Here is a 25,027-nt window from a genome sequence, read left to right on the forward strand (position 1 = left end):
CGGAAAACGCTTTTCATTAAAACGTCTCCGTTGCTTTTGAAACGTCTGCGGCCCTCTCTACGCCTCGCGTCGGTATCGCGAGTAGATGGGTTTTTGTAATTGGCGACGAAAGAGGGCATCCGATGTCTCAGAACCGCCCTGTCCTCCTCGCGGTCCTGGCGCTGCTCGTGGCGGCACCGGCGACACAGGTGGTCGCCGCGGGATCGCTCGGAACGGGCTCCGCTTCCCTCCCCGAGCGCGCACTCGAACCCGACGGCGGACCGACGCCGGGCGCGTCGGTCGCCGCCCAGCAGAGCGCCCCGACCGACGCGGCTGCCCAACAGAACAGGTCGAACTACCTCGGGATCAACGACGAGGCCGTCGAGACCGCTGACTACCAGCGGGCCGGGCTGAACGTCGGCGGCGCCCTCCAGCGGGACGTGGCCGCCCTCCAGGGGGAGTACGCGTCGCTCACGTTCGAACGGCGCTACGAGAACACGACCAAAGAGCGCCCGCGGACGGCGCTCCTCCGCGAGGAGGTCAGCCGCCTCGGCGAGCGCGTCCAGCGGCTCGAACTCCGGCGCAACCGGCTCCTCGACGACTACAACGCCGGAGAGGTCAGCGAGGGGGAGTTCCTGCGGGAAGTCGCCGCGATCGATAGGGCCGCCCGCGTCGTCGGCGACCGGTTCACCCGGATCCGCGGCGCGACCGGGCTGGAACTGCCCTCGGGGCTGGACACGAAGATGAACAACCTCGAGGGCGATCTGCTCTCGTTGCGGGGGCCCGTGCGCGCCCAGGTCGGAGCGGCCATGGCGGGCGAACGCCCGCCCGTTCCGGTCTACGCGGTCACGTCACAGACGGGCATCGTACTGTCGTCGGTCGACCGGTCGCAGTACTACCGCGAAGCCTATCTCGGCCAGAACCGCGAAGAGGTCGGACCTGACCTGTTCGTCACGGAGGGCTCGCCCAACGGCGTCGTGGCCGCGGTCAGCCGGATGACGGAGCTCTACCCGTGGGCGAGTTCCAACAGCCGCTCCGGCCCGAACGTCGAGGGCATCGGGAACACCTCCATCTACTACGTGTCGCTGCGCCACTCCCACGGCTCGCTCGGTACCTACCTCGACGGGCGCACGGAGTCGCCGTTCCGCGAGATACAGACCAAATCCCTCGAAGCCACGCCCAGAACCGCCACGACGAACGCGAGCCAGGGCGTCGAACTGACGGTAAACCGAACGCACGCGACCGGCCCGATGCAGATATCGGTCCGTGACAACCTGACCGGCGACGCCCTCGAAGCGAACGTGACCATCAACGGCGACGATGTCGGATCGACCGGCGCCGACGGCGAGCTCTGGACGCTCACCCCGAAACAGGCGGTCCGTCTCGAGGTCACGACCAGCGACGGCCGGACGGTTCGCGACCGCTTCTTCGCGAGCTAAATCCCACTCTCGGAACCGTTCTCACCGAAAACTGTCCGCGCCGCTCGCTACGGGCACTGCGTGGCGGCTACGCCGCCACGACATACGGTCGCGGGCCCTCGGCCCGCGACCCGCCGCTCGCGCAAAAACGTGGTCCTGCTGAGCGAAGCGAAGTGGTTCGAGAGAGCGACGCTCTCTCGTCATGTCGAAAATCTCTGCTTTTCGGACACAGGGCTCGGGAGAGCTTGCTCTCCCGGTGGCGGAAAAGCGCTCGCTCCGCTCGCGAGTCCGCTACTCGGGGACTTCGGCGACGGTCGTGATCGCCACTTTCGGGCTGTAGGAGGGTCCCATCGTCACGTGGCGGAACTGCTCGTAGCCCGCCTCGCGGAACATCCGGTCGGCCTCGTCCTCGCCGTAGAACAGCATGAACGCGTCGGCGAGCTTCTGGAAGACGGTGTTGGAGGGGTAGTTCGGGCCGACGATAAGGACCTGTCCGCCGGGTTTCGCGATGCGGCGACACTCCGCGAGCGCCGCGACGGGGTCGGGCCAGTACTCAATCGACCCCGACGACCACACCACGTCGAAGGTGTCGTCTTTGAACGGCAGGCGCTCGGCGTCGCCGCGGTAGAAGCTGACGGGGTCGTGTTTGCCGAGCTTCTGCCAGGCCTTCTCCATCTGGTGGACGCTCTGGTCGAGGCCGTGGACGTTGTCGGTGCGTTCGAGGATGCCCTCGGTGGCGAAGCCGGTGCCACAGCCCACGTCGAGGACGCGGTCGTCGGACGCGATGTCCAAGAGGTCGAGCGCCTCCGTCCGCATCTCCTCGTTCCAGATGAACGGGTTGACCTGGTCGTACACCTTCGAGAGGTACTTGTAAAAGATCCGGGCGCGCGTCTTGTCCTGGACGGCCATTGGCGGACGTTGGGTCCAGATCGGCATAGTTCCCCCGTTTTCCGACGCCTCTCCGGGGGGAGCGGCGCCGTCGTCCCGGGGCGAGTCGCCCGCGGGCTGGCGTCTCGACGCCGTCGTACGGGCCCGTTACCCGACGCTCGACCGGGGACACTTCGCAACTACCAAATAGGCCCTGAACCGATCTCCCCACGATTAGCAAATGCCAAGGCCAGAGGTTCTCGACCGAGTCAAAGACGCCGAACAGGAGGCGGACGAGATCGTCGCCGAGGCCGAGGAGGACGCCGAGGAGACGGTCGCCGAGGCCCGCGAGGAGGCCGACGAGATACGCGAGCGAGCCCGAGAGGAGGCCGACGCGGAGGCAGACGAGCGTCTCGAGGACGCGCGCGAAGAGATCGGGGCCGAGCGCGAACGCATCCTCGAAGAGGGTGCCGAGGAGCGTGAGGCGCTCGAGGCGCGCGCCGAGGGACGCGAGGAGGCGGTCGTCGAGTACGTGGTGACACAGTTCGAGGAGGCGGTGCATGCTCAGACCTAAGCGAATGAGCAAGGTGTCCGTGACCGGGGCGCGCTCGGTCATGGGCGACGTCGTCGAGACGACCCACGACCTCAACGTCCTCCACCTCAACGACTACGAGGGCCACTGGGACGGCTTCGACAACGGCAACCCGATGGCCGGCGGCGACGAGGCCTCCGAGATGCTCGTCACCGTCCGCTCGCTGCAGTCCATCCTCGGCGTCGAGGACGAGGACGCCGGGCCCAGCCGGATCCTGAAAGACGAACAGCTCGAGAGCGAACTCGAGGAGGTCCGGACGGAGGTCAACGAACTCGAGGACCGCCGGTCGAACCTGGAGAGCGATCTCCGCGACGTTCGCGAGCGCATCGACGCGATGGAGCCGTTCGCCGACCTCGGCATCGACCTCGACCTGCTGTACGGCTACGACTCGCTGGCCGTGCAGGTCGGCGAGGGCGACGCGGACTCGGTCGAGCGCGTGCTGGCCGACATCGAGGCGCCCTCGCAGGTCTTCGCCGGGAACGGCGTCGTCGCCGCGTTCGCGCGCACCGACGAGCGGACGCTCCAGAGCGCGCTCGTCGAGGCCGACGTCTCCGCGCTGGAGGTCCCCGACGGCGAGGGCGACCCCGAGGAGTACCTCGACGAGCTGCGCCACGAGCGACAGAAGATCGAGTCGAACCTCTCGACGGTCGAGGGCCAACTCGAGGATCTGCGCTACGACGTGGCCGGCTTCCTGCTGGCCGCCGAGGAGAAACTCGCCGTCGAAGCCCAGAAGGCCGAGGCGCCACTCTCCTTCGCGACGACCGACAACGCCTTCGTCGCCGAGGGGTGGCTCCCGAGCGAACGGGTCGAGGCGTTCGAGACGACCGTCAACGAGGCGGTCGACGGGCACGTCCACGTCGAGGAGCTCGAGGTGGCCGCCTACGACCGCCACGGCCACGGCCACACCGACGCCGCCGCGGCCGAGACCGAGCAGGCGGGCGCGATCGACGCCGAGCCGCCCGCCGAAACGGTCGACGACGAGGAGTCCGAGGCGGAGTCCGACGCGGAGCCCCAGCAGGCGCGGGCCGACGGTGGGACCGTCACGATGGGCGGTGAGGACGAGCCGCCGACGGTCCAGGACAACCCCAGCACGATCCGGCCGTTCGAACTGCTGACCCGCGCCGTCGGGCGTCCGAACTACTCCGAGTTCGACCCGACGATCCTCCTCTTCCTGACCTTCCCGCTGATGTTCGGCTTCATCATCGGGGACACCGGGTACGGTGTCATCTACACCGCGATCGGCTACTACATCTACGCGAACTTCGACTCCGACGCCTTCTCGAACCTCGGCATCATCACGATCGCCGCCGGTGTGTCGACGACGATATTCGGCGTCCTCTACGGCGAGATATTCGGACTGCACATCCTCGGTGAGCAGCTGTGGGTCAACGGCCTCGGCATGTCCCACCCGCCCATCGAGAAGGGCCTCTCGCCGGCCACCGGCTACTGGGCCCGTGCGTGGTTCGTGGTGACCGTGCTGTTCGGCATCCTCCACCTCAACACGGCGTACGCTCTCTCGTTCGTCGAGAACACCCAGCTCCACGGCGTCAAGGAGGCCATCATCGAGAGCGGCTCGTGGATCCTGGCGCTGAACGGCCTGTGGCTGTTCGTCTTCAGTACTCTCTTCGACGGCGCCAAGCCCGACTTCCTCTTTCAGGTCTTCAACGAGGGCGAGAACGCCGCCTTCCATCTCGGTTTCGCCGGCTTCCCGGCCGAGGTCGGGATCGTCGGCGGCGTGATGGTGTTCGCCGGGATGGCCCTGCTCGCGCTCGGGCCGGCCCACGAACTCGTCGAGATCCACGTCGTGCTGGCCCACGCGCTGTCGTATCTGCGGATCGCCGCGGTGTTGCTCGCCAAGGCGGGGATGGCCTTCGCGGTCAACCTGCTCTTCTTCGGCGCCTACGAGCACCACGGCGAGTTCCACTACATGCTGGACTACGGTCCGCAGTACGTCCAGAGCAACTACGAAGGTGCGACGGTCATCTTCGGCGGGATGTTCCACGGCAGCCCGGCGATGCTGGTGTTCGGGGTGCTCGTGTTGATCCTCGGCCACATCGTCGTGCTCATCCTCGGCGTGACCTCCTCGGGTATCCAGTCCATTCGCCTGGAGTACTTCGAGTTCTTCGAGAAGTTCTACGACGGTAACGGCGAGAGCTACTCGCCGTTCGGGCGCGAACGGGTCTACACCCGCGACCAGTAGCGCGTTCGTCCCCCCTGCGACCGTTCGGGTTTCGGTGGTTTCGAACGAGCCCGGTCCCGCTGAGGGACTGCCACTGCGACACACGGAGAGACGTCCGGATTGGGCGTATCTTCCGGCGGATTTGAGAACCTTTATGGCCCGCATAGAGCAAACGTCACCCTGTACGGAAACCAATCCCGGCATCCATCACAACAATGATCGAAAACATCTCACAGATGGCGGCATTCGCACTGCAGCAGGGTAGCAGCCCCGTGCTCGAGAACCAGGGCGCCGCGGCGATCGCGGTCGGTCTCGGCGCGCTCGCGACGGGCTACGCCCAGCGGGGTATCGGGTCGGCGGCAGTCGGTGCCGTCGCGGAGGACGACGACGTGTTCGTCCCGGCACTGATCTTCACAGCGCTCCCGGAGACGCTCGTCATTATCGCGTTCGTGACGATCTTCATCGCGCAGTAACCGCACCGAGAACCCTTTCACTACACATGAGCCTCGATACAGTCGTAGAGGACATTCGAGACGAGGCCCGCGCGCGTGCGGAGGAAGTTCGGGCCGACGCCGAGGCACAGGCGACGGAGATCATCGAAGACGCCGAGGCCGACGCCGAGGCCATCCGCGACGAGCGCGCCGAGGAGGTCGAGGCCACGATCGAGCAGGAGCGCGAGCAGATGCTGTCGAGCGCGAACCTCGAGGCCAAACAGGAGCGCCTCGGCGCTCGCCGGGACGTGCTTCAGGAGGTCCGCGCGACCGTCGAGGACGAGCTGACGGCGCTCGACGGCGACGATCGCGAGGAGCTGACGCGGGCCCTGCTGGACGCCGCCAGCGAGGAGTTCGACGGCGACGACGTGCGGGTGTACGGTCGCGCCGACGACGAGGAACTGCTGACCGACCTGGCCGCGGAGCACGGCTACGAGTACGCCGGCGAGCGCGACTGTCTCGGCGGGGTCGTCGTCGAGAGCGAGGCCTCGCGGGTCCGGGTGAACAACACGTTCGACTCGGTGCTGGAGGACGTCTGGGAGGACGAACTCCGGGAGATCAGCACCCGCCTGTTCGAAGACCAATGAGCGCGCCGGACCAACAGACGAGCAACTACGAGTACGTCAACGCCCGCGTGCGGTCCCGTCGGGCGTCGCTGTTCGACGACGACGACTACCGGAAGCTGGTCCGCATGGGGCCGGGCGAGATCGCCCGCTTCATGGAGGAATCGGAGTACGAGACGGAGATGAACCGGCTCGGTGCCCGCCACGACGGCGTGGACCTCATCGAGTACGCGCTCAACCAGAACCTCGCCAAGCACTTCGAGGACCTGCTGCGCTGGTCGGACGGGAAACTGTACGACTACGTCGTCCGGTACCTCCGCAAGTTCGACGCCTGGAACGTCAAGACGGTCCTGCGCGGCGTCTACTCGGGCGCCGACGCGACCGACGTCGAGGACGACCTCATTCGGGCGGGCGAGTTCTCCGAAGACCTGCTAACGCGACTGCTCGGGGCCGAGTCGGTCGACGACGTCGTCGCCGCGCTCGAGGGGACCATCTTCGGCGAGCCGCTCGAAGCGGCCGTCGAGGACTACGAGTCGACCGGACTGTTGGTGCCGCTGGAGAACGCGGTCGACCGGACGTTCTACGAGACGCTCATCGACGACCTGCCGAGAAATCCCGACCAGCCCACGGAGCTGTACGTGCAGTTCCTGCGGGCGGAGATCGACTTCCGGAACGTCCGGAACGTCCTCCGGCTCGCGCGGACGGAGACGGAGATGGACCCGGCGGAGTACTTCATCGAGGGCGGTCGGCTGTTCGACGCCGAGGAGCTGCGCCAACTGGTCGAGGACGAGGCGGCGCTGGTCGAGCGGATCGGGTCGAGCACCTACGGTAAGGACCTCGACGAGGCGCTGCGCGTGCTCGACGACGCCGACAGCCTCATCGATTTCGAGCACGCGCTGGACGCGGCGTTGCTGGCGTACGCCGACACGCTTTCCAACCGCTATCCGCTCTCCGTCTGTCCGGTGCTGTCGTACGTGCTCGCCAAGGAGCGGGAGATCAACAACATCCGCGCGGTCGCGCGCGGTCGAGAGGCGGGTCTCTCGCCGGAGCAGATCCAGGAGGAACTGGTGGTACGATGAGCCAGGAGATCGCCGTCGTCGGCAGTCCGGACTTCACGACCGGCTTCCGACTCGCCGGGGTGCGCGAGTTCGCGGACGTGCCCGACGACGACAAGGACGAACAGCTCGACGACGCGGTCCGGGAGATGCTCGACGACGACAACGTCGGCATCCTCGTGATGCACGACGAGGACCTCGAACACCTCTCCCGGGGCGTCCGTTCGGACGTCGAAACGAGCGTGGAGCCGGTGCTGGTCACCCTCGGTGGCGAGGCCGGCTCCAGCGGACTGCGCGAGCAGATCAAACGCGCCATCGGCATCGACCTGATGGAGGAAGACTAACATGAGCCAAGCAACAGACACGACCGTTCGCGAGGACGGCGTCATCGAGAGCGTGTCGGGGCCGGTCGTCACGGCCAAGAACCTCGACGCGAAGATGAACGACGTCGTCTACGTCGGCGAAGAGGGACTGATGGGCGAGGTCATCGAGATCGAAGGGAAGATTACGACGATCCAGGTCTACGAGGAGACCTCCGCGGTCTCGCCCGGCGAACCCGTCGAGGGGACGGGCGCGCCGCTGTCGGTCGACCTCGGCCCGGGCATGCTGGACTCCATCTACGACGGCGTCCAGCGCCCGCTCGACGTCCTCGAAGACAAGATGGGGTCGGCGTTCCTCGACCGTGGCGTCGACGCCCCCGGTATCGACCTGGAGAAGACCTGGGAGTTCACCCCCGAAGTCGAGGAGGGCGACGTGGTCGGCCGCGGCGACATCGTCGGGATCGTCCCCGAGACGCCCAGTATCGACCACAAGGTGATGGTGCCGCCGGGCGCGCTTGAAGACGACGAGAAGGCCGAAGTCGTCTCGATCGAGTCGGGCAACTTCACCGTCGAGGACACCGTCGCCGAGCTCGACGACGGGACCGAGATCCAGATGCGCCAGGAGTGGCCGGTCCGCGAGGCCCGACCAACCGAGGACAAGCAGACGCCGACGGAGCCGCTCACGTCGGGTCAGCGCATCCTCGACGGCCTGTTCCCGCTCGCGAAGGGCGGGACAGCGGCCATCCCGGGGCCCTTCGGCTCCGGGAAGACCGTCACCCAGCAGAGCCTGGCGAAGTTCGCCGACGCGGACATCGTCGTCTACATCGGCTGTGGCGAGCGAGGCAACGAGATGACCGAGGTCATCGACGACTTCCCGGAGCTTCCGGACCCCCAGACCGGGAACGCGCTGATGGCCCGGACGTGCCTCATCGCCAACACGTCGAACATGCCCGTCGCAGCGCGCGAATCCTGCGTGTACACCGGGATCACCATCGCGGAGCACTACCGCGACATGGGCTACGACGTGGCGCTGATGGCCGACTCCACCTCGCGGTGGGCCGAGGCCATGCGCGAGATCTCCTCGCGGCTCGAGGAGATGCCCGGCGAGGAGGGCTACCCCGCGTACCTGGCCGCCCGCCTGTCGCAGTTCTACGAGCGGGCCGGCTACTTCGACAACATCAACGGCACCGAGGGCTCGATTTCGGCGATCGGCGCCGTCTCGCCGCCCGGCGGTGACTTCTCCGAGCCGGTCACCCAGAACACGCTGCGCATCGTCAAGACGTTCTGGGCGCTGGACTCCGACCTCGCCGAGAAGCGACACTTCCCGGCGATCGACTGGAACGACTCGTACTCGCTGTATCGGGACCAGCTGGACCCGTGGTTCGAGGACAACGTCGCCGACGACTGGCCGGAGCAGCGCCAGTGGGGCATCGACGTGCCCGACGAGGACGGCGAACTGCAGGAGGTCGTCCAGCTCGTCGGCAAGGACGCCCTGCCCGAAGACCAGCAGCTGACCCTGGAGATCGCTCGCTTCATCAAGGAGGCGTGGCTCCAGCAGAACGCGCTGCACGACGTCGACCGCTACTGTCCGCCCCACAAGACCTACCGGATCCTCGGCGCGATCCGGACGTTCAACGACGAGGCGGAGGACGCGCTCGAGGCGGGCGTCCCGATCGAGGAGATCACGGGCATCGACGCCGCCCCGCGGCTCAACCGCATCGGCACGACGCCCGACGACGAGGTCGACGAGTTCGTCGACCAGCTCGAAGACGACATCACCGAACAACTGCGCTCCCTGTACTAACGATGAAAGAATACCAGACAATCACGGAAATCAGCGGTCCGCTGGTCCACGTCGAGACCGACGAGCCGATCGGCTACGACGAGATCGTCGAGATCGAGACCGGCGACGGCGAGACGCGCCGCGGCCAGGTGCTCGACTCCTCGTCGGACCACGTCGCCATCCAGGTGTTCGAGGGCACCGAGGGCATCGACACGAACTCCTCGGTCCGGTTCCTCGGCGAGACGATGAAGATGCCCGTCACCGAGGACCTGCTCGGCCGCGTCCTCGACGGGTCGGGCAACCCCATCGACGGCGGCCCCGACATCGTCCCCGACGAGCGACGGGACATCGTCGGCGAAGCGATCAACCCCTACTCCCGCGAGTACCCCGAGGACTTCATCCAGACGGGCGTCTCGGCCATCGACGGCATGAACACGCTCGTCCGCGGCCAGAAGCTCCCCATCTTCTCGGGTGCGGGACTGCCCCACAACGACCTGGCGCTGCAGATCGCCCGTCAGGCGTCCGTTCCGGAGGAAGAGGGCGACGAGGGCGACGATGACGGCTCCGAGTTCGCGGTGATCTTCGGTGCGATGGGTATCACCGCCGAAGAGGCAAACGAGTTCATGGACGACTTCGAGCGCACCGGTGCGCTGGAACGCTCGGTCGTCTTCATGAACCTCGCGGACGACCCCGCCGTCGAGCGGACGGTCACGCCGCGGCTCGCGCTCACGACCGCGGAGTACCTCGCCTTCGACAAGGGGTACCACGTGCTGGTCATCCTCACGGACATGACCAACTACTGTGAGGCGCTGCGCGAGATCGGCGCGGCGCGCGAGGAGGTCCCGGGCCGTCGTGGCTACCCGGGGTACATGTACACCGACCTCGCCCAGCTCTACGAGCGGGCCGGCCGTATCAAGGGCGAGGAGGGCTCCATCACGCAGATCCCCATCCTGACGATGCCCAGCGAGGACATCACCCACCCGATCCCGGACCTGACCGGGTACATCACGGAGGGGCAGATCCTCATCGACGGCGACCTCAACAGCGAGGGCATCCAGCCGCCGATCGACCCGCTGCCGTCGCTGTCGCGGCTGATGGACGACGGTATCGGCGAGGGGCTGACCCGAGGCGACCACGGCGGCGTCTCGGACCAGCTCTACGCCGCCTACGCCGAGGGTGAGGACCTGCGCGACCTCGTGAACATCGTCGGTCGCGAGGCCCTCTCGGAGCGTGACAACAAGTACCTCGACTTCGCCGAGCAGTTCGAGGAGGAGTTCGTCCAGCAGGGGTACGACACGAACCGCGACATCGAAGAGACGCTCGACATCGGCTGGGACCTGCTCTCGATGCTCCCCAAAGACGAGCTCAACCGCATCGACGAGGAGAACATCGCGGAGTACTACCGCGAGGACGTCGAGGCCGAAGTCGCCGCCGACTGAGGCGTCCGTTGCGGACGAACGTTTTTCCGTCGCCACCGGGCACAGTGGCCACGTCGCGTCGCCCTGTGCGGACGCTCCCCCGTCTGTCGTCTCCGCGCGGGCGCGGCTACCTGCGCGTTCGGGGTGGGAAACACTGTCGGCCGGAGGACCGCGGGCCCGCGCGAGGACAACGCTCTTGACGGACCCGCAAGTACTTCGGTGCATGACTCGCTCCACTGCGGGGGCGGGGCGACGGGTGCTGTACGTCGATCCCGACGACGAGCGCGCGGCGCCGGTCGCCGACGCGCTCCGCGATGCGGGCTACGCCTTCGAACGGGCGCGGGACGCGGCGGCGGCGCTGGACGCCATCGAGACCGACCCCCCGGCCGCAGTCGTCAGCGAGCGGCGGCTTCCCGATAGCTCAGGGCTGGACCTGCTGGCCGACGTGCGCGAGCGGACCGACGGCCTGCCCTTCATCGTCTTCACAGCGGTCGGGGACGAACACCTGGCGAGCGACGCCATCGCCGCCGGAGTGACCGACTACGTTCCGCGGGACCCGGCGGAGAAGCAGCTGGGCGCGCTGGTCGACGGGCTCGACGCGGCGGTCGCGGCGGGCGACCGTCGGTTCGCCGAGGTGACCGAACAGCTGAAAGACCGGGCGATGGACGAGGCGCCGGTGGGGATCACCATCGCGGACGGGAAACGGCGGGACACGCCGCTGATCTACGTCAACGACGCCTTCGAACAGCTGGCGGGCTACGACGAGGCGAACGTGCTCGGCCGCAACTGCAACTTCATGCAGGGCGACGAGTCCGAGGAGGCGAAGATCGCCGAGATGGCGGCGGCGATCGACGAGGGCGACCCCGTCTCGGTCGAACTGGTCAACTACACCGACGACGGCGAGCAGTTCTGGAACCGCGTCCACATCGCGCCGATCCACGGCGAGGACGGGACCGTCACCCACTACGTCGGCTTCCAGGAGGACGTGACCGACCGCGTCGAGGCCGAGCGCGAAGCCCAGCGCCAGGCCGAGAAGGCCAGAACCGAACGCCAGAAAGTCGAGGCGCTGCTCGACCGGCTGGACGGCCTGTTGACGGACGTGACCAGCGCGCTTCTGAGCGCGGAGGCCCGCTCTGCGGTCGAGCGGGCGGTCGCCGACCGGCTGGTCGAGACCGACGAGTACGCGCTGGCGTGGGTCGGCGAGGCCGAGCCCGCGACCGACACGATCGCCCCGGGTACCTGGGCCGGCGTCGCCGACCCGCCCGCGCTCGAACTCCCGGTCGACGGCGAGGACCCGGCGGCGAGGGCGGCCCGGACCGGCGAGGCGCAGTTCGTCGACGCCGACGCGGTCCCGTCGGTGTACGACGGGCTGGTCGACGGCGGCGCGGGCGGGCTGGCCGCCCTGCCGTTACAGTACGGCGACGTGGGGTACGGAGTCCTCGTCGTCGGCCTCCGACCGGACGCCCGATTCCCCGAGCCCGAACAGCGCGTGCTCGCGGCGGTCGCGCAGTCGACCGCCATGGCGTTGCACGCGCTGACCTCCCAGCGGTTGCTCGGATCGGACGACGTGACGGAGCTGGCGTTCTCGCTGGCCGGTGACGCCCCCTTCTTCGTCGGACTCTCGGCCGAACTCGACGCCGAGTTCGTCCACACCGGCACCGTCACGCGCGAGGCCGGACCGACGACGTTCTTCTTCGAGACGGACGCCGACCCCGACTCGGTCGTCGAGGCCGCCGCCGCCCGCGAGGACGTGATCGGGTGTACCCCGGTCACGTCCGGCGACGGTCGGTCGGTCGTCGAGTTTACCGTCTCGGAGTCGCCGCTGGTCCGGCTGCTGCTCGAGCGGGGCGGGCGCATCGCCGCGATGTCGGCCGCGGGCGGCACCGGCGACCTGACCGTCGAGATCCCGCCCGAAGCCCAGCCGCGGACGGTCGTCGAGGCCGTCGAGGACCGGATCGACGGCGCGGACCTGTCGGCCTATCGCGAGCACGAGCGTCCGGCCGAGAGCCGCCAGGACGTGCGCGCCCGCATCGACGACCGGCTCACCGACCGCCAGTCGACCGCGCTCCAGACCGCCATCGTCGGTGGCTTCTTCGAGTGGCCTCGCGAGACCAACGGCGAGGACCTGGCCGCCGCCATGGACATCGGCCGCTCCACGTTCCACCAGCACCTCCGGGCCGCCCAGCGGAAGGTCTTCGAAGAGCTGTACAGCTGACCGCACCGCCGTCCCTCGATTATATCCCCTCGCGTTCCGTACGTGTGTCCCGACCGAGACGAGTCGTTGGCATCTTTCCGGGGTAAAGACGTTCTCGACGCCGCCACCAGTATCTGACAAAACAATGTCGATATCTGAGCTTACTCCAACTAGTTGGGCACCTTTCTTTTGAGGCAAAAATCCCCAGTACCAATCGTAGTCATGCCATCACCAGGGAGCGAGCAAATTTGGCTGTGGATCGGGACGCTAGGAATGTTCCTGGGTATGCTGTACTTCATCGCCCGCGGCTGGGGTGAGGAAGACCAGAAGCGCCAGGAATTCTACATCGTGACGATACTGATAACGGCGATCGCCGGGGTGAACTACCTCGCGATGGCGACGGGGTTCGGCCTCACGACGGTCAACGTCGCCGGCGAGGAGCTCAGCATCTACTGGGCCCGGTACACGGACTGGTTGTTCACGACGCCGCTGTTGCTGATCGACCTCGGACTGCTGGCGCGGGCCAACCGCAACCAGCTGACGACGCTGGTCAGCCTCGACGCGCTGATGATCGGCACCGGCGCGATCGCGACGCTGGCCGGCGGGAACTTCGCGGTCGCCGGCCTCGACGACGGCGCCCGCCGGCTGATCTGGTGGGGAATCAGCACCGGCTTCCTGCTCGCGTTGCTGTACTTCCTGTTCGGGACGCTCACCGAGCAGGCACAGGAGCTAGGTAGTGACGTGGGCGCGAAGTTCGCGCAGTTGCGCAACCTGATCGTCGCGGTCTGGCTGGTCTACCCCGTATGGTGGCTGGCCGGTACCGAGGGACTTGCGCTGCTCCCCGAGGTCAGCGGGAGCGTCCTGTTCGTCGAGACGGCGGGGTTCATGGTGCTGGACCTGGTCGCGAAGGTCGGCTTCGGCATCCTGCTGCTATCGAGCCGGCAGGTCCTCGACGACGTCTCGGCGGCGACCGGCGCCGGCGCGACCGCGACCGCCGACGACTGACCGAGCACTCTCGTCGCGCCGACCCGCAGCCGACGTGACGTAGTCCGACGCCGACTTGGTGGTAGCCGAGCCGGTCCGCTCTCGCGGGCCACCGTCGCCGAACAGTATCACGGCCGAGAATCGGCCCGAACCGACTACGGTCGCGGTTTCCGGAGATCAACTCGATGAGCTCGTTGACATACGTCCAGTTCCACGCGCTGTACGTCCTGCCGGTACTGGCGGCGCTGACGGCGACGGTCCACCACCGTCGCGACAGCGTCGACTGGCGGGTCGGCGCGGCGGGGCTGGCGGTCGTCACCACCCTCGCGGTGGTGTACACGACGCCGTGGGACCGCCTGCTCATCTCGATGGGCGTGTGGTCCTACGGCGCAGGCACGGTCGCGGGCCGCCTGTGGGGCGTCCCCTACGAGGAGATCGCCTTCTTCGTCCTCCAGCCCGCGCTGACGACGCTGTGGACGCTCCACGTCACCGGCCCGGTCCTCGAAGGCGTCTCTCACACGTGGCGGGACCGCCTCCTCGGCGCCGCGGCGGGGCTGGCCGTCGGCGTCGTCGGCCTCCTCGCGCTGACCGCGCCGGCGACGACGTACCTCGGCGCGATCCTCGCGTGGGCGGGGCCGGTACTGGCGCTGCAGTGGGCGGTCGGCTGGCGGTGCCTCTGGGGCGCCCGCGCCCGCGTCGCCGCCGCGGTGATGGTCCCGTCGGCGTACCTCTGGGCGGTCGACCGCCTGGCCATCCAAGCGGGCGTCTGGACCATCTCCGACACCTACACAACGGGACTGGCCGTCGCCGGCCTCCCGGTCGAGGAGATGCTCTTTTTCGTCGTGACGAACTGCTTCGTCGTCCAGGGCGTCGTCCTGTTCCGCTGGGTGATCCACCGATGGCGCTAGCCCGCGACCGGGCCGCCTGGGTCCCGCCGGCCGCCCGCGCGCCCCTGCGCGCGCTCGTGGTCTGGGCCCCCTGGGTTCCCGTCGCCGTCGCGACGCTCGCGTTCGCCGCCGGACTGTCGATCCCGCCGACGTGGCGGTACGTCCCGCTGGTCGTCAGCGTCGTCGTCTTCGGGATGCCACACGGCGCCGTCGACTGGGCGGCGCTTCCGCGGGCGGCGACCGGGCGGCTGACCCCTCGGTGGCTCGCTGTCGTGGGTGTCGTCTACCTCGTCGCCGGCGGCGCCTACGCTCTCGCGTGGTTCCGCGCGCCCCTCGCCGCGGCGGCCGCCTTCCTCGCGCTGACGTGGTTCCACTGGGGGCAGGGCGAGATCCATCCGCTCCGCGAAGTCCTGAACGCCGACCATCTCGACGCGCGGTGGCGGCGCGGGCTGACCCTCGCCGTCCGCGGCGCGCTCCCGATGGGCGTCCCGCTACTGGCGTTCCCCGAGCGCTACCGTGCGGTCCTCGAATCGTTCGTCGCCCCGTTCGGCGGCTCGGTGCCGGCGTGGCCGTTCGCCGCCGACGCGCGAGCCGCGCTCGGCGCGGCGCTGGCGGCGCTGACGCTCGCGACGCTCGCGGCCGGCTATCGGGCGGCCGACCACCGGCGAGGGTGGGCGATCGACGCCGGGGAGACGGGCCTGCTGTGGACCTATTTCCTCGTCGTCCCGCCCGTCTTCGCCGTCGGCCTGTACTTCTGTTGCTGGCACGCGCCCCGCCACGTCGCGCGCACTCTCGCGCTGGACGACCGGGCCGTCGACGCGCTCGAAACCGGCAGGCTCGCCCCCGCGCTCGGCCGGTTCGCTCGCGAGGCCGCCCTGCCCACGCTCGTCGCTCTGGTCGGCTGCGGGGCGCTGTGGTGGGCGGCGCCGTCGCCCGAACCGACGCTGGCCGGCGCGACCGGCGTCTATCTGGTCGCCATCGCCGTGTTGACGCTGCCCCACGTGGTCGTCGTGACGTGGCTCGACCGGATCGCGGGCTACTGGTAGCGAGCGCCTCGAAGACGCGAACGGACGGCGGAGCCGTCCGTGAGCGGCCAGGCAGTCGTCCGTTCGGCGCTCACTCCGCTCGCGCCGCTCGACTGCGGGTCGCTAGCGCTCCCCGCTCGTCTTTCCGGGGTGCTCGCGGTTCCCTGCGGTCACCGCTCGCATTTTCGAGGTCGTTCGCTACGCTCACGACCTCGCTTCGACTGAAAACGGTTAACTGCCTACGCGGACAAACCCGGATCAAATGGCCGAGGACGTCAAACCCACTCGCAAGGAGCTCATGCAGATCGAGGAGCGCATCGAGCTCTCCGAGCGCGGGCACGACACGCTGGAGCAGAAGCGCGACGGCCTCATCATGGAGTTCATGGACATCCTCGACGAGGCCCAGGACGTTCGCGCCGACCTCGACGAGAAGTACGAGGAAGCCCAGAACGCGATCAACATGGCCCGCGCGCTCGACGGCGACGTGGCCGTCCGGGGCGCGGCCGCCGCGCTCAAGGAACACCCCGAGCTGACCACCCAGTCCAAGAGCGTCATGGGCGTCTACATCCCTCAGATCGACTCCACAAAGGTCTCCAAGAGCCTCGACGAGCGGGGTTACGGCGTCCTCGGCACCAGCGCCCGCATCGACGAGGCCGCCGAGGCCTACGAGGAACTGCTCGACCAGATCATCCTCGCCGCCGAGGTCGAGACGGCGATGAAGAAGATGCTCGACGAGATCGAGACCACCAAGCGCCGCGTCAACGCTCTGGAGTTCAAGCTCCTGCCCGAGTTGCGCGCCAACGAGGAGTACATCGAGCAGAAGCTCGAAGAGCAGGAGCGCGAGGAGATCTTCCGCATGAAGAAGATCAAGGACAAAAAGGAACGCGAGGAAGACGAGGAACGCGCCGAGGCCGAAGCGGAAGACGAGGCCGAAGAGCCCGTCCCGGCCGACGACTGACGACGCCGCCCGTCCGCTTTGTACCGTTGTCTCTCTGTCTCTCTGTCGCCGACATCGTTTAGTCCGCTCCGCGCGCACGCACGGACGTGACCTGTCCCGACTGCGGCGCGCCGACGCTCGCCTTCGCCGTCTCCGAGCAGTACCGCGACGCTCTCCCCGGCGAGCACGTGGGCGCTGAGGTCTGTACCCGGTGTCTCGTCCTCCGGCCCGTCGCCGATCCGCCGGCCGACCTGCCCGACTTCACCGCCATCGGCGACGCCGTCCCGTCGAACGACGAGGCGGCTGTCCCGTTCGTCCTCATGGTCGGGCTGATCCCGTCGCTGGCGACCAATCGATCGGAGATCTCCGAGCTACTGGCGGCCGTCGAGCGGGCGGGGACCGACCCGCTGCTTGCGCTCGACCGCCTCGCCGAGGACCCGACGGTCGACGCCGAGGCCGACCTGCGCACCCGTCGACGCCAGCTCGAACAGCTACTGTGACCGCGGCGTCGGTCGGTTTCCCACCTGATAAGCCATGCTTTCCGGCGCATGTGTCCACGGCCCTACTCTGTTAGGTGTACCGCATTTACATCGCGGGGTCGTACCGAAATACGCGGCATCGACGCCAGGTGCCGCCGCGACGACACGTAGGACCCGTCGTCGCCTCCCCCCAATCCCCCCTTACCACCAGCACCCATTTCGCGTCGCCGGTGGTGGCCCGACGGAGGCACTCTCCCCCCCCCGCCTCCCGGGTACGCCGGCGACACTCTCTCCCTTTCGGTACCGTCCGGTTACTCGCGAGTCTCACCGCCGGTCGTCCAGCGGCGGCGACGCGGCTGGTCGGGCGGGGAATCGACTGAGAACGGTGAGCAACGCGGAGCTTAGACGCCGGTGGAGTACCGCAGAATGCCGGCGATGCCGCCGAACGCCGAGAGGAGCTGTTCGCCCTTCTCGAAGTCCGTCGAGACGAAGTACGTCTCGGTGCCGCGCTGTTCGGCGAGTTCCATCAGGTGGTCGATGGCGTCGTCGCGCTCGGCCTCCATCTCCTCGCCGCAGCGGTCACAGGCCCTGTCGTCGTCGAGCGCTTCGGATTGGCCGAGCAGTTCCCGCTCGGTGTGGCCGCTGGGGCAGTCGTAGACGGCCACGTCCTGTCGCAGATCCTCGCTGAGCAGCAGGGTCTCGACGGCGCCCATATTGAGGTTCTCGCGGGTGGGGCCGAACCCGTAGGTCGCCAGGTCGCCGTCGTGGAGCTCGTCGAAGAACTGCTCCATGTACTTCTTGTCCTGGAGCATCTCGTACTCGTCGAGCACGTCCTGGGCCGAGTCGACGAGGTCGTGGAGGCCGGACTCGTCGGTGTAGGCCACGTCGAACTTCCCGAGCACCATGTCGCCGAGTTCGTGGTGGAGGTAGTCGCCGTCGAGGAACTCGTCTTTGGTCGGCGACGGGCCGCCGACGAGGACGCCGTCCATCTCGTGGCGCTGGTCGACGAACAGATCGTTGGCCATCCCCGCGACCTCCTGGTAGAAGTTGTCGATGGCTTCGAGGCGCAGGCGGGCGAATCGCTGGGCGGACTGACCACCCTTTCGCTGCTTGCCCGGCACGAGCGAGGAGGCGGACTTGACGGGCTCGACGCGCTTGCCGCGGAGCCAGCCGACGTTAGCCTCTCGCCGGTCGAGAACGATCAGGCCGAACAGGCCCTTGTCGGCGAGCATCTCCTCCAGCGGCTCGGTGAGGAAATCCGAATCGCAGTGATAGCGGAACGACTCGATAGGCTGCGGCGGACTCTCGAGGGTGCGGGTGACCATCTCCGAGCGGCCGCCGCCGGTGTCGATCGACCCCGAGAAGACGACCATCCCCTTGTCCGGGGGGAAGGTGTCGTAGTAGCGCAGTCGGTCCTTGATCGAGGTCAGGGCGTCCTGGACGGCCGTGCGGGTGTCCTTGGACTTGATGTTGGAGGCCTCGCTGTGCTCCTGGGTGACATGGGCGACGACGCTGCTGATCTGGCGGTCCTCCGGGATGTAGATCGAGACCAGCTGTGTCCCCGACCCGCTGTAGCCCTTGAGCTCCTCGATGACCTTGCGGAACTCGTATTTCTGTTTGTCCGACTGTTCTGCGTGCTCACTCATCGTCCATGTTTCGGGCGCTCGGGGCTAAGTAAGTGTTGACCTCTCCGGCCGGCCGCCGCAACGTCTAAGGGAACCGGTGCGCGACGTAGTCACACGCACGCGCTGCGAGCGTCGCTCCCCGTGGTGGGTGGAGCGACCAGCGGTGAGCGGTCGGCGTGAGTGGGTGTCTCATGAGTCCGGACGCGACGGCGGACGACGACGGGACCTACGGACGGGTAGCCGGCGCAGTCGGCGGCCGCGTCGGCGACTGGCCGGTCGGCGCGCGGCTGCGCGCCTGGTTCCTGACTGTCGACCCCCGCTACCGGCCGGTGACCGCGGGGACGTGGGCGCTCGCGCTCGTCGTCTACGCGCTGGGCGATACGGGACTGACGACGGCCGTCCTCGCGCTCGGGGGGTTCGAGGCCAACCCGGTCGCCCGCGCCTTCCTCGCTCACCTCGGCTACGCCGGGCTGGTCGTCCAGAAGGGACTGGCGGTGGCGCTGCTTGTCGGCATCTGGCGGTACTACCCGACCGTGGGGGGTCGCTCGCGGGACCCGTGGCGGCTCGTCGTCCCGACGGTCGCGGCCGCCCGCGGCCTCCAGCTGGTCGCGATCCACGTCTCGAACGTCCTCGCCCTGGTCTGAGCGGCCGACGGGCGTCCGACGGCCGTCAGAACGGACGGCGGGTTTATGTGGCACCCGTGATTTGACCTAATACAATGGCGGGCTACGTCTGCACAGTTGCCGGTGGGAAAGGTGGTGTCGGCAAGACGACGACGGCGGTCAACGTCGCGGCGGCCATGGAGGAGGAAGGCTACGACGTGGTCGTCGTCGACGCCGACCTGGGCATGGCGAACCTCGGTGCGATGCTCGGCGTCGAACCGGAGACCAGCGTTCACCAGGTCCTCGCCGGCGGCCGCGCAGTCAGCGACGCGTTGACCGACGTGCAGGGCGGGATCACGATCATCCCCGGCGAGCAGAGCCTCGAGGCGTTCGCCGACGCCGACCCCGCGAAGCTCAAGAAGGTCATCAAGACGCTGCGCAACGCCTACGACGTGGTCCTCATCGACACCGGCGCCGGCCTCAGCCACGAGACCACCGTCCCGCTGGGCCTCGCGGACGGCGTCGTTCTCATCACGACGCCCGACGACGTGGCCGTCGGCGACGCCATCAAGACGGCCGAACTCGCCGAGCGCGTCGACGGGAACGTCATCGGCACCGTCCTCAACCGGACGACCACCGAGACCGACGTGGAGGCCATCGCCGAGCGGTTCGACTCCAAACTCCTGGCGGTGATCCCCGACGACATCGAGGCGACCGCCGACGAGCCGCTCGTGCTCAACGCCCCGCCCAGCCCGGCCGCCGACGCCTACGTCCGGCTGACCGAACGCCTGATCGGCATCTTCTTCCAGGGGACCGAGATCGACGAGATCGAGACCGCCGTCGACCGCGACTGGTTCGTCGACGACGACGAGGAGGACGAAGACGACGACTCGGGCGGCCGTTTCGGGCTGTTCGGCTGACCGGTAGCACGTACTTATTTGACGACGGCGGCCCCACCCCCGCGTAGAGCCGCACACGCGGCTCTGGATTGGTCCATGCAACTCGACGACTTCGTCAGCGAGAACGCCCCCGACGAGGGCGGCGACTCGTTCCAACTGGAGAACAGCAAGCTCCTCGACATCGCTGTCGACGGAGCTGTCATGACCAAGGCCGGCGCGATGGTCGCCTACGAGGGCGATCTGTCCTTCACCGGCAAGTCCTCCGCCGAGGGGGGGCTCACCGGCTTCATCAAGGAGGCCGCCTCCAGCGAGGGGACGCCCGTGATGGAGGTCGAAGGGCGGGGCCACGTCTACGTGGCCGACCGCGAGAAGCGGATCCAGCTCCTCGACCTCGACGCCGGCGAGTCGATCTCGGTCAACGGCGAGGACGTGCTCGCGTTCGGCGCCGACGTGGACTACGAGATCAACACGATCGGCAGCATCGGCGGCGCCTCCGCCGCCGGGCTGACCAACGTCTTCCTCTCCGGGCCGGGCACGGTGGCGATCACGACCCACGGCGACCCGCTCGTCCTGGAGCCGCCCGTGCGGACCGACCCCGACGCGACCGTCGCCTGGAGCGCGAACCTCTCGCCGGGCATCGAGACCGACCGCAGCCTGAGCGACGCGGTCGGCCAGTCCTCGGGCGAGACCTACCAGCTCGCCTTCGAGGGCTCGGAGGGCTTCGTCGTCGTCCAGCCCTACGAGGAGGGGCCGGGCGGGCAGTAGACTCGGCCGTCGGTCGTCGTACCGCGTAACCCGCCGGGCTCGACCCGGCGACATTCGTCATTCCTATATCCGCCGCTCGAAAACCGGGAGGTATGTATCTCTCCCTGCGCTCGGAAGTCGAGGACGCCCTGGGAGCGGCCCTCTCGGCGCTCGACCTGCCGACCGAGGACCTGGGCATCGAGCGCCCGCCCGAGGACGTCGACGCCGCGGTCGCCTCCAGCGTCGCCTTCCGCCTGGCGGGCGAGGTCGGCGCGCCGCCGCCGAAGGTGGCCGCCGACGTGGCGTCGGAGATCGACCCCGCCGACTACGAGTACCTGGGCGGCGTCGCCACCCAGGGTCCCTACATCAACTTCTTCCCGGCCGACCGGTACCTCTCCGACACCGTCGAGCGCGCCCAGTCGTCCGAGTACGGCCGCCTCGACGACCGCGACACCTCCGTCGTCGTCGAACACACCTCGGCGAACCCGACCGGGCCGGTCCACGTCGGCCGCGCGCGCAACCCCATCGTCGGCGACGCGCTGGCCCGCGTGCTCGATTTCGCCGGCTACGACGTGGACACCCACTACTACGTCAACGACGCCGGCCGCCAGGTCGCCGTGTTCACCTGGGCCTACGAGACCTTCGACGAGAGCGACCTGCCCGAACCCGACCGCGACAAGCCCGACTACGACCTGGTCCGCTACTACCGCGCGGGCAACGCCTACCTCGAAGACGCCGACCCCGACGAGGAGGAAGCCGCCGAAGCCGAGATCGAGGCCATCATGCAGGGGCTGGAAGCCGGCGACGAGGCGACCTACGAGCGCGTCGGCGAGGTCGTCGACCAGGTACTGGCGGGGATGACCCAGACGCTCGCGCGCCTCCCAGCGGAGTTCGACGAGTTCGTCAAGGAGACGCGGTTCATGCGCTCGGGCGCGACCGACGACGTGGTCGAGCGCCTGCAGGACCTGGACGAGGCCGTCTACGAAGAGGACGCCTGGCAGCTCGACCTGCCGGGCTTCGACAAGAACCTCGTCTTCCTGCGCTCGGACGACACCACCCTCTACACGACCCGCGACATCGCCCACCACGAGTGGAAGTTCGAGGAGTACGACCGCGCCGTCACCGTCATCGGCGAGGACCACAAGCTCACCTTCGAGCAGCTCAACGAGACGCTGGAGCTGCTGGGCCACGACACCGACCGGCTGGACCAGGTCTTTTACTCGTGGGTGAACCTCCCCGGTGGCGAGGGGATGTCCACCCGCGAGGGGACCGGCGTCGACCTCGACGACCTGCTCGACGAGGCCATCGACCGCGCCCGCGACGAGGTCGAAGAGCGGCTGGACGACCGCCTGCGCGACGACGACCTCGGCGAGGACGACGTGGAGCGCATCGCCGAACAGGTCGGGACCGGCGCCGTGCGCTACGACATCGTCTCGAAACAGCCCACCAAGTCGATCACCTTCGAGTGGGAGCGCGCGCTGGACTTCGAGGCCCAGTCGGCGCCGTACGTCCAGTACGTCCACGCCCGGGCCTGCGGCATCCTCGGCGAGGCCGAGGGCGAGGGGCTCGAACCGGCAGAGACGGTCGACCCGGACCTGCTCGACACGGACGCCGAGCGGGACCTCCTCCGCACGATCGCTCGCTTCCCCGCGGTCGTCGAAGAGGCGGGCGAGGAACTGGAGCCCCACCGCGTCGCCACCTACACGCGCGGCTTCGCCGAGCAGTTCAACGGGTTCTACCGGGAGTGCCCCGTCCTGACCGCCGAGGACGAGCAGACCCGCCGGGCCCGCCTCGCGCTGGTCGCCGCCGCCCGCGAGACGGTCGGCAACGCCCTCGGACTGCTGGGCGTCGCCGCGCCGGACTCGATGTAAGTCGGGGCGCTCGGCGGTCCGAGTCGGGACGCGGCCGGCCGCGCTGGGTCACAGCCCGCCGAGCGCGATCAGGACGCCGGCCAGCGTCGCGAGCGCGAGTACGAGAAAGGCGACTATCCACCACGCGGGCACGGGCTCGTCCGCGCCGTCCCGCGCGCTCATCGCCCGATCACCACGACGGCGCACGCTGTCGGTCCGGTCGTTGCCATCGCCGCCTAATTCACAGCCTACTGACTAATACCTGCTGGCCGGGGCCCGGGCGTCCGGAACCTACCTGGTTAGGTACGACACTGACGCCGAGAGGGAACGTGGGAAAAGTGTGAGCGGAATCGCAGCACTCTCGTCGTGGCTGGCGATCGGGTCGCTGGCCGCGGCGGGCGGGACGTTCGCTCTGGTCGCCTACCTGCGGCGCCACCTCGGCAAGCCGGGGGCCGGTTGGCTCGTCGCGACGCTGGTCGCACAGGGGCTGTTCTGTCTGCTGGCGGGCGTGTCGCTGGCGGTCTCGGAGCCGGGAGCCCGGCTCGGTATGGAGTCGCTGACCTGGGCGGCGCTGGCGTGGGTCGGGCCGCTGTTCCTGGCGTTCGCGCTGGAGTACACCGGGCGGAGCGGACTGCTGGACGGGTGGACGATGGTGCCGGTCGCGGCGTTGACCTCGCTCGTCGTCGCGACGGCGCCGATCAACGACGTGGTCCTGCGGGCGTTTCGAGTCGAGTCGACGGGCCCCGCAGTGACGGTGTCCTACGCGCTCGAACCGTGGGGCCTGTTCGCGTTCGCTCTCGGCACGGGAACGGCGGGCGTCGCGGTGGCCCTGCTGGTCGACACGGTGTTGAGCTACGGGCCTCTGTACCGACGGGAGGCCGCCACCGTCGCGCTCAGTGCCGTCACGCCGACGATCGGGGTCGCGATGTGGGCCTTCGGCCTCGGACCCGACCCTTCGCTGGCCTTCGTCGCGGTGCTGTTCGTCCCGCACGTCCTGCTGGACGCCTACGCGTTCGTCGGCAGCGGCATGTTCGAGACGAACCCGACCACCCGCCGGGCCGCCGACCGCACCGCCATCGACGACATCGGGACGCCCGTGCTCGTGCTCGACCCCGACGCCCGCGTCGTCGACTACAACGATGCCGCCGACCCGCTACTCGACGACGGCTCCGACGGGCCGACGCTCCTGGGAACCTCGGTCTCCTCGCTGGTCGACATCGACGCCGACCCGGTGGCCGACGGCGGCGTGGGCACGGACGGCGCCGACCCGAGCGCGCCGACGGGCTCCGAGCCCGGCGAAGCGGACGAACTCGTCACCGTCCGCTCGGACGGGCGCCGCCGGGAGTTCCTCGTCTCGCGGTCGACGCTGAGCGACCCGAAGGGCGCCTCGGTGGGCACGACGCTCGTCTTCCAGGACGTGACCCGCGAACGGCGCCGCGAGCAGCGCCTCGACGTGCTCAATCGCGTGCTCCGGCACAACCTGCGCAACAAGATGACCGCCGTCGCCGGCAACGCCGAACTCATCGCCGACCGGAGCGACGACGAACGCCTCAGCGACATCGCGGACATCATCGACAGCAGCGCGCGCGAACTCATCGACATCGGCGAGAAGGCCCGCACCTTCGAGCAGTGCCGCCGCGACGGCCCGCGCTACCGGTCGGTCGACCTCGAAACCGTTCTCACCGGCGCGGTCGCGGACTACCGCGATGGGGCCGCCCGGATCGACGTGACCGCCGACGGCGACGCGGCCCCCGCGACCGACCCTGAACTGCTCCGCATCGTTGTCGCCAACCTCGTCGAGAACGCCGTCGAACACGTCGAGGACGCCACCGTCTCCGTGACGGCGACCGTCGACGGCGGCGAACTCCGGGTGGCCGTCGCCGACGACGGACCGGGGATCCCCGACGGAGAGCTGGCCCCGCTCGACGCGGGCGCCGAGACCCAGCTCGAACACGCCACCGGCATCGGCCTCTGGGTCGTCCAGTGGAGCATCGACTCCCTCGGCGGTACCGTCTCCTTCGACACCGACGACGGGACCGTCGTCACCGTCCGCCTCCCCGACGGTCCCGGCGGCTTCGACGGGGGCGTCCCCGACCCCGCACCGGCCGCCATAGATACATAGCTCTCTGTAGAGGG

General features: G+C 68.7%; 22 protein-coding genes. 20 read left to right on the forward strand and 2 right to left on the reverse strand.

Annotated features, from left to right (window positions below):
- Nucleotides 1-122 precede the first annotated feature (122 nt).
- Nucleotides 123-1,418: a DUF7096 domain-containing protein gene (locus C475_RS04540; RefSeq protein WP_006882596.1), complete on the forward strand. Its 1,296-nt coding sequence runs from the start codon at nt 123-125 to the stop codon at nt 1,416-1,418.
- 270 nt (nt 1,419-1,688) lie between these two features.
- On the opposite strand, the gene C475_RS04545 is transcribed toward C475_RS04540, so the two are convergent.
- Nucleotides 1,689-2,306, reverse strand: coding sequence for a methyltransferase domain-containing protein (locus C475_RS04545; protein WP_006882597.1), 618 nt, complete (start codon nt 2,304-2,306; stop codon nt 1,689-1,691).
- A gap of 199 nt (nt 2,307-2,505) precedes the next feature.
- Between C475_RS04545 and ahaH the strand changes: the two genes are divergently transcribed.
- From ahaH to C475_RS04615, 14 genes are all read left to right on the forward strand, one after another.
- Nucleotides 2,506-2,838: an ATP synthase archaeal subunit H gene (ahaH, locus tag C475_RS04550; protein WP_006882598.1), complete on the forward strand. Its 333-nt coding sequence runs from the start codon at nt 2,506-2,508 to the stop codon at nt 2,836-2,838.
- Entirely contained in the window at nt 2,825-5,056 is a 2,232-nt protein-coding gene (locus C475_RS04555; RefSeq protein WP_049930065.1) for a V-type ATP synthase subunit I, read from the forward strand. The genes ahaH and C475_RS04555 overlap by 14 nt, the downstream gene beginning before the upstream one ends.
- 194 nt (nt 5,057-5,250) lie before the next feature.
- Nucleotides 5,251-5,508, forward strand: coding sequence for an ATP synthase subunit K (locus tag C475_RS04560; protein WP_049930067.1), 258 nt, complete (start codon nt 5,251-5,253; stop codon nt 5,506-5,508).
- Nucleotides 5,509-5,534: 26 nt separating this feature from the next.
- A complete protein-coding gene (locus C475_RS04565; RefSeq protein ID WP_006882601.1) occupies nt 5,535-6,113 on the forward strand; it encodes a V-type ATP synthase subunit E in 579 nt (192 codons plus the stop codon).
- Complete coding sequence (locus tag C475_RS04570; protein WP_006882602.1) at nt 6,110-7,168, forward strand: V-type ATP synthase subunit C; 1,059 nt, start codon at nt 6,110-6,112, stop codon at nt 7,166-7,168. Before C475_RS04565 ends, C475_RS04570 begins: the two co-directional genes overlap by 4 nt.
- The gene (locus C475_RS04575; RefSeq protein ID WP_006882603.1) at nt 7,165-7,488 is read left to right on the forward strand and encodes a V-type ATP synthase subunit F; all 324 of its coding nucleotides are present in this window, start codon (nt 7,165-7,167) and stop codon (nt 7,486-7,488) included. Before C475_RS04570 ends, C475_RS04575 begins: the two co-directional genes overlap by 4 nt.
- A gap of 1 nt (nt 7,489) precedes the next feature.
- Nucleotides 7,490-9,268, forward strand: coding sequence for a V-type ATP synthase subunit A (locus C475_RS04580; protein ID WP_006882604.1), 1,779 nt, complete (start codon nt 7,490-7,492; stop codon nt 9,266-9,268).
- Nucleotides 9,269-9,270: 2 nt separating this feature from the next.
- A complete protein-coding gene (locus tag C475_RS04585; protein WP_006882605.1) occupies nt 9,271-10,686 on the forward strand; it encodes an ATP synthase subunit B in 1,416 nt (471 codons plus the stop codon).
- 202 nt (nt 10,687-10,888) lie between these two features.
- A complete protein-coding gene (locus tag C475_RS04590) occupies nt 10,889-12,880 on the forward strand; it encodes a bacterio-opsin activator domain-containing protein (protein ID WP_082223243.1) in 1,992 nt (663 codons plus the stop codon).
- A gap of 201 nt (nt 12,881-13,081) precedes the next feature.
- Nucleotides 13,082-13,864 (forward strand): bacteriorhodopsin, encoded by a 783-nt coding sequence (locus C475_RS04595; protein ID WP_082223244.1) that lies wholly within the window; start codon nt 13,082-13,084, stop codon nt 13,862-13,864.
- 164 nt (nt 13,865-14,028) lie between these two features.
- Nucleotides 14,029-14,751: a lycopene cyclase domain-containing protein gene (locus tag C475_RS04600; protein ID WP_006882608.1), complete on the forward strand. Its 723-nt coding sequence runs from the start codon at nt 14,029-14,031 to the stop codon at nt 14,749-14,751.
- The gene (locus C475_RS04605; RefSeq protein ID WP_006882609.1) at nt 14,742-15,776 is read left to right on the forward strand and encodes a Brp/Blh family beta-carotene 15,15'-dioxygenase; all 1,035 of its coding nucleotides are present in this window, start codon (nt 14,742-14,744) and stop codon (nt 15,774-15,776) included. The genes C475_RS04600 and C475_RS04605 overlap by 10 nt, the downstream gene beginning before the upstream one ends.
- Nucleotides 15,777-16,017: 241 nt before the next feature.
- Nucleotides 16,018-16,713, forward strand: coding sequence for a V-type ATP synthase subunit D (locus C475_RS04610; protein WP_006882610.1), 696 nt, complete (start codon nt 16,018-16,020; stop codon nt 16,711-16,713).
- Between the two features lie 86 nt (nt 16,714-16,799).
- Nucleotides 16,800-17,192, forward strand: coding sequence for a DUF6276 family protein (locus C475_RS04615; protein WP_006882611.1), 393 nt, complete (start codon nt 16,800-16,802; stop codon nt 17,190-17,192).
- Between the two features lie 380 nt (nt 17,193-17,572).
- Here C475_RS04615 and prf1 read toward each other — a convergent pair whose 3' ends face one another.
- Nucleotides 17,573-18,817: a peptide chain release factor aRF-1 gene (prf1, locus tag C475_RS04620; RefSeq protein ID WP_006882612.1), complete on the reverse strand. Its 1,245-nt coding sequence runs from the start codon at nt 18,815-18,817 to the stop codon at nt 17,573-17,575.
- 170 nt (nt 18,818-18,987) lie between these two features.
- On the opposite strand from prf1, the gene C475_RS04625 reads away from it, so the two are divergent.
- From C475_RS04625 to C475_RS04645, 5 genes are all read left to right on the forward strand, one after another.
- Nucleotides 18,988-19,440, forward strand: coding sequence for a hypothetical protein (locus C475_RS04625; protein ID WP_006882613.1), 453 nt, complete (start codon nt 18,988-18,990; stop codon nt 19,438-19,440).
- Between the two features lie 74 nt (nt 19,441-19,514).
- Nucleotides 19,515-20,318 (forward strand): MinD/ParA family ATP-binding protein, encoded by an 804-nt coding sequence (locus C475_RS04630; RefSeq protein WP_006882614.1) that lies wholly within the window; start codon nt 19,515-19,517, stop codon nt 20,316-20,318.
- A gap of 75 nt (nt 20,319-20,393) precedes the next feature.
- Nucleotides 20,394-21,062 (forward strand): AIM24 family protein, encoded by a 669-nt coding sequence (locus C475_RS04635; protein ID WP_006882615.1) that lies wholly within the window; start codon nt 20,394-20,396, stop codon nt 21,060-21,062.
- A gap of 92 nt (nt 21,063-21,154) precedes the next feature.
- Entirely contained in the window at nt 21,155-22,912 is a 1,758-nt protein-coding gene (argS, locus tag C475_RS04640) for an arginine--tRNA ligase (RefSeq protein WP_006882616.1), read from the forward strand.
- Nucleotides 22,913-23,231: 319 nt separating this feature from the next.
- Nucleotides 23,232-25,013, forward strand: coding sequence for a histidine kinase N-terminal 7TM domain-containing protein (locus C475_RS04645; RefSeq protein ID WP_006882617.1), 1,782 nt, complete (start codon nt 23,232-23,234; stop codon nt 25,011-25,013).
- Nucleotides 25,014-25,027 lie beyond the last annotated feature (14 nt).

This window comes from Halosimplex carlsbadense 2-9-1, from assembly GCF_000337455.1.
Classification (GTDB): Archaea; Halobacteriota; Halobacteria; order Halobacteriales; family Haloarculaceae; genus Halosimplex; species Halosimplex carlsbadense.

Coding starts and splice junctions, on each gene's coding strand:
- C475_RS04540 (WP_006882596.1), top strand. CDS start 123: ATGTCTCAGAACCGCCCTGTCCTCCTCGCGGTCCTGGCGCTGCTCGTG.
- C475_RS04545 (WP_006882597.1), bottom strand. CDS start 2,306: ATGGCCGTCCAGGACAAGACGCGCGCCCGGATCTTTTACAAGTACCTC.
- ahaH (WP_006882598.1), top strand. CDS start 2,506: ATGCCAAGGCCAGAGGTTCTCGACCGAGTCAAAGACGCCGAACAGGAG.
- C475_RS04555 (WP_049930065.1), top strand. CDS start 2,825: ATGCTCAGACCTAAGCGAATGAGCAAGGTGTCCGTGACCGGGGCGCGC.
- C475_RS04560 (WP_049930067.1), top strand. CDS start 5,251: ATGATCGAAAACATCTCACAGATGGCGGCATTCGCACTGCAGCAGGGT.
- C475_RS04565 (WP_006882601.1), top strand. CDS start 5,535: ATGAGCCTCGATACAGTCGTAGAGGACATTCGAGACGAGGCCCGCGCG.
- C475_RS04570 (WP_006882602.1), top strand. CDS start 6,110: ATGAGCGCGCCGGACCAACAGACGAGCAACTACGAGTACGTCAACGCC.
- C475_RS04575 (WP_006882603.1), top strand. CDS start 7,165: ATGAGCCAGGAGATCGCCGTCGTCGGCAGTCCGGACTTCACGACCGGC.
- C475_RS04580 (WP_006882604.1), top strand. CDS start 7,490: ATGAGCCAAGCAACAGACACGACCGTTCGCGAGGACGGCGTCATCGAG.
- C475_RS04585 (WP_006882605.1), top strand. CDS start 9,271: ATGAAAGAATACCAGACAATCACGGAAATCAGCGGTCCGCTGGTCCAC.
- C475_RS04590 (WP_082223243.1), top strand. CDS start 10,889: ATGACTCGCTCCACTGCGGGGGCGGGGCGACGGGTGCTGTACGTCGAT.
- C475_RS04595 (WP_082223244.1), top strand. CDS start 13,082: ATGCCATCACCAGGGAGCGAGCAAATTTGGCTGTGGATCGGGACGCTA.
- C475_RS04600 (WP_006882608.1), top strand. CDS start 14,029: ATGAGCTCGTTGACATACGTCCAGTTCCACGCGCTGTACGTCCTGCCG.
- C475_RS04605 (WP_006882609.1), top strand. CDS start 14,742: ATGGCGCTAGCCCGCGACCGGGCCGCCTGGGTCCCGCCGGCCGCCCGC.
- C475_RS04610 (WP_006882610.1), top strand. CDS start 16,018: ATGGCCGAGGACGTCAAACCCACTCGCAAGGAGCTCATGCAGATCGAG.
- prf1 (WP_006882612.1), bottom strand. CDS start 18,817: ATGAGTGAGCACGCAGAACAGTCGGACAAACAGAAATACGAGTTCCGC.
- C475_RS04625 (WP_006882613.1), top strand. CDS start 18,988: ATGAGTCCGGACGCGACGGCGGACGACGACGGGACCTACGGACGGGTA.
- C475_RS04630 (WP_006882614.1), top strand. CDS start 19,515: ATGGCGGGCTACGTCTGCACAGTTGCCGGTGGGAAAGGTGGTGTCGGC.
- C475_RS04635 (WP_006882615.1), top strand. CDS start 20,394: ATGCAACTCGACGACTTCGTCAGCGAGAACGCCCCCGACGAGGGCGGC.
- argS (WP_006882616.1), top strand. CDS start 21,155: ATGTATCTCTCCCTGCGCTCGGAAGTCGAGGACGCCCTGGGAGCGGCC.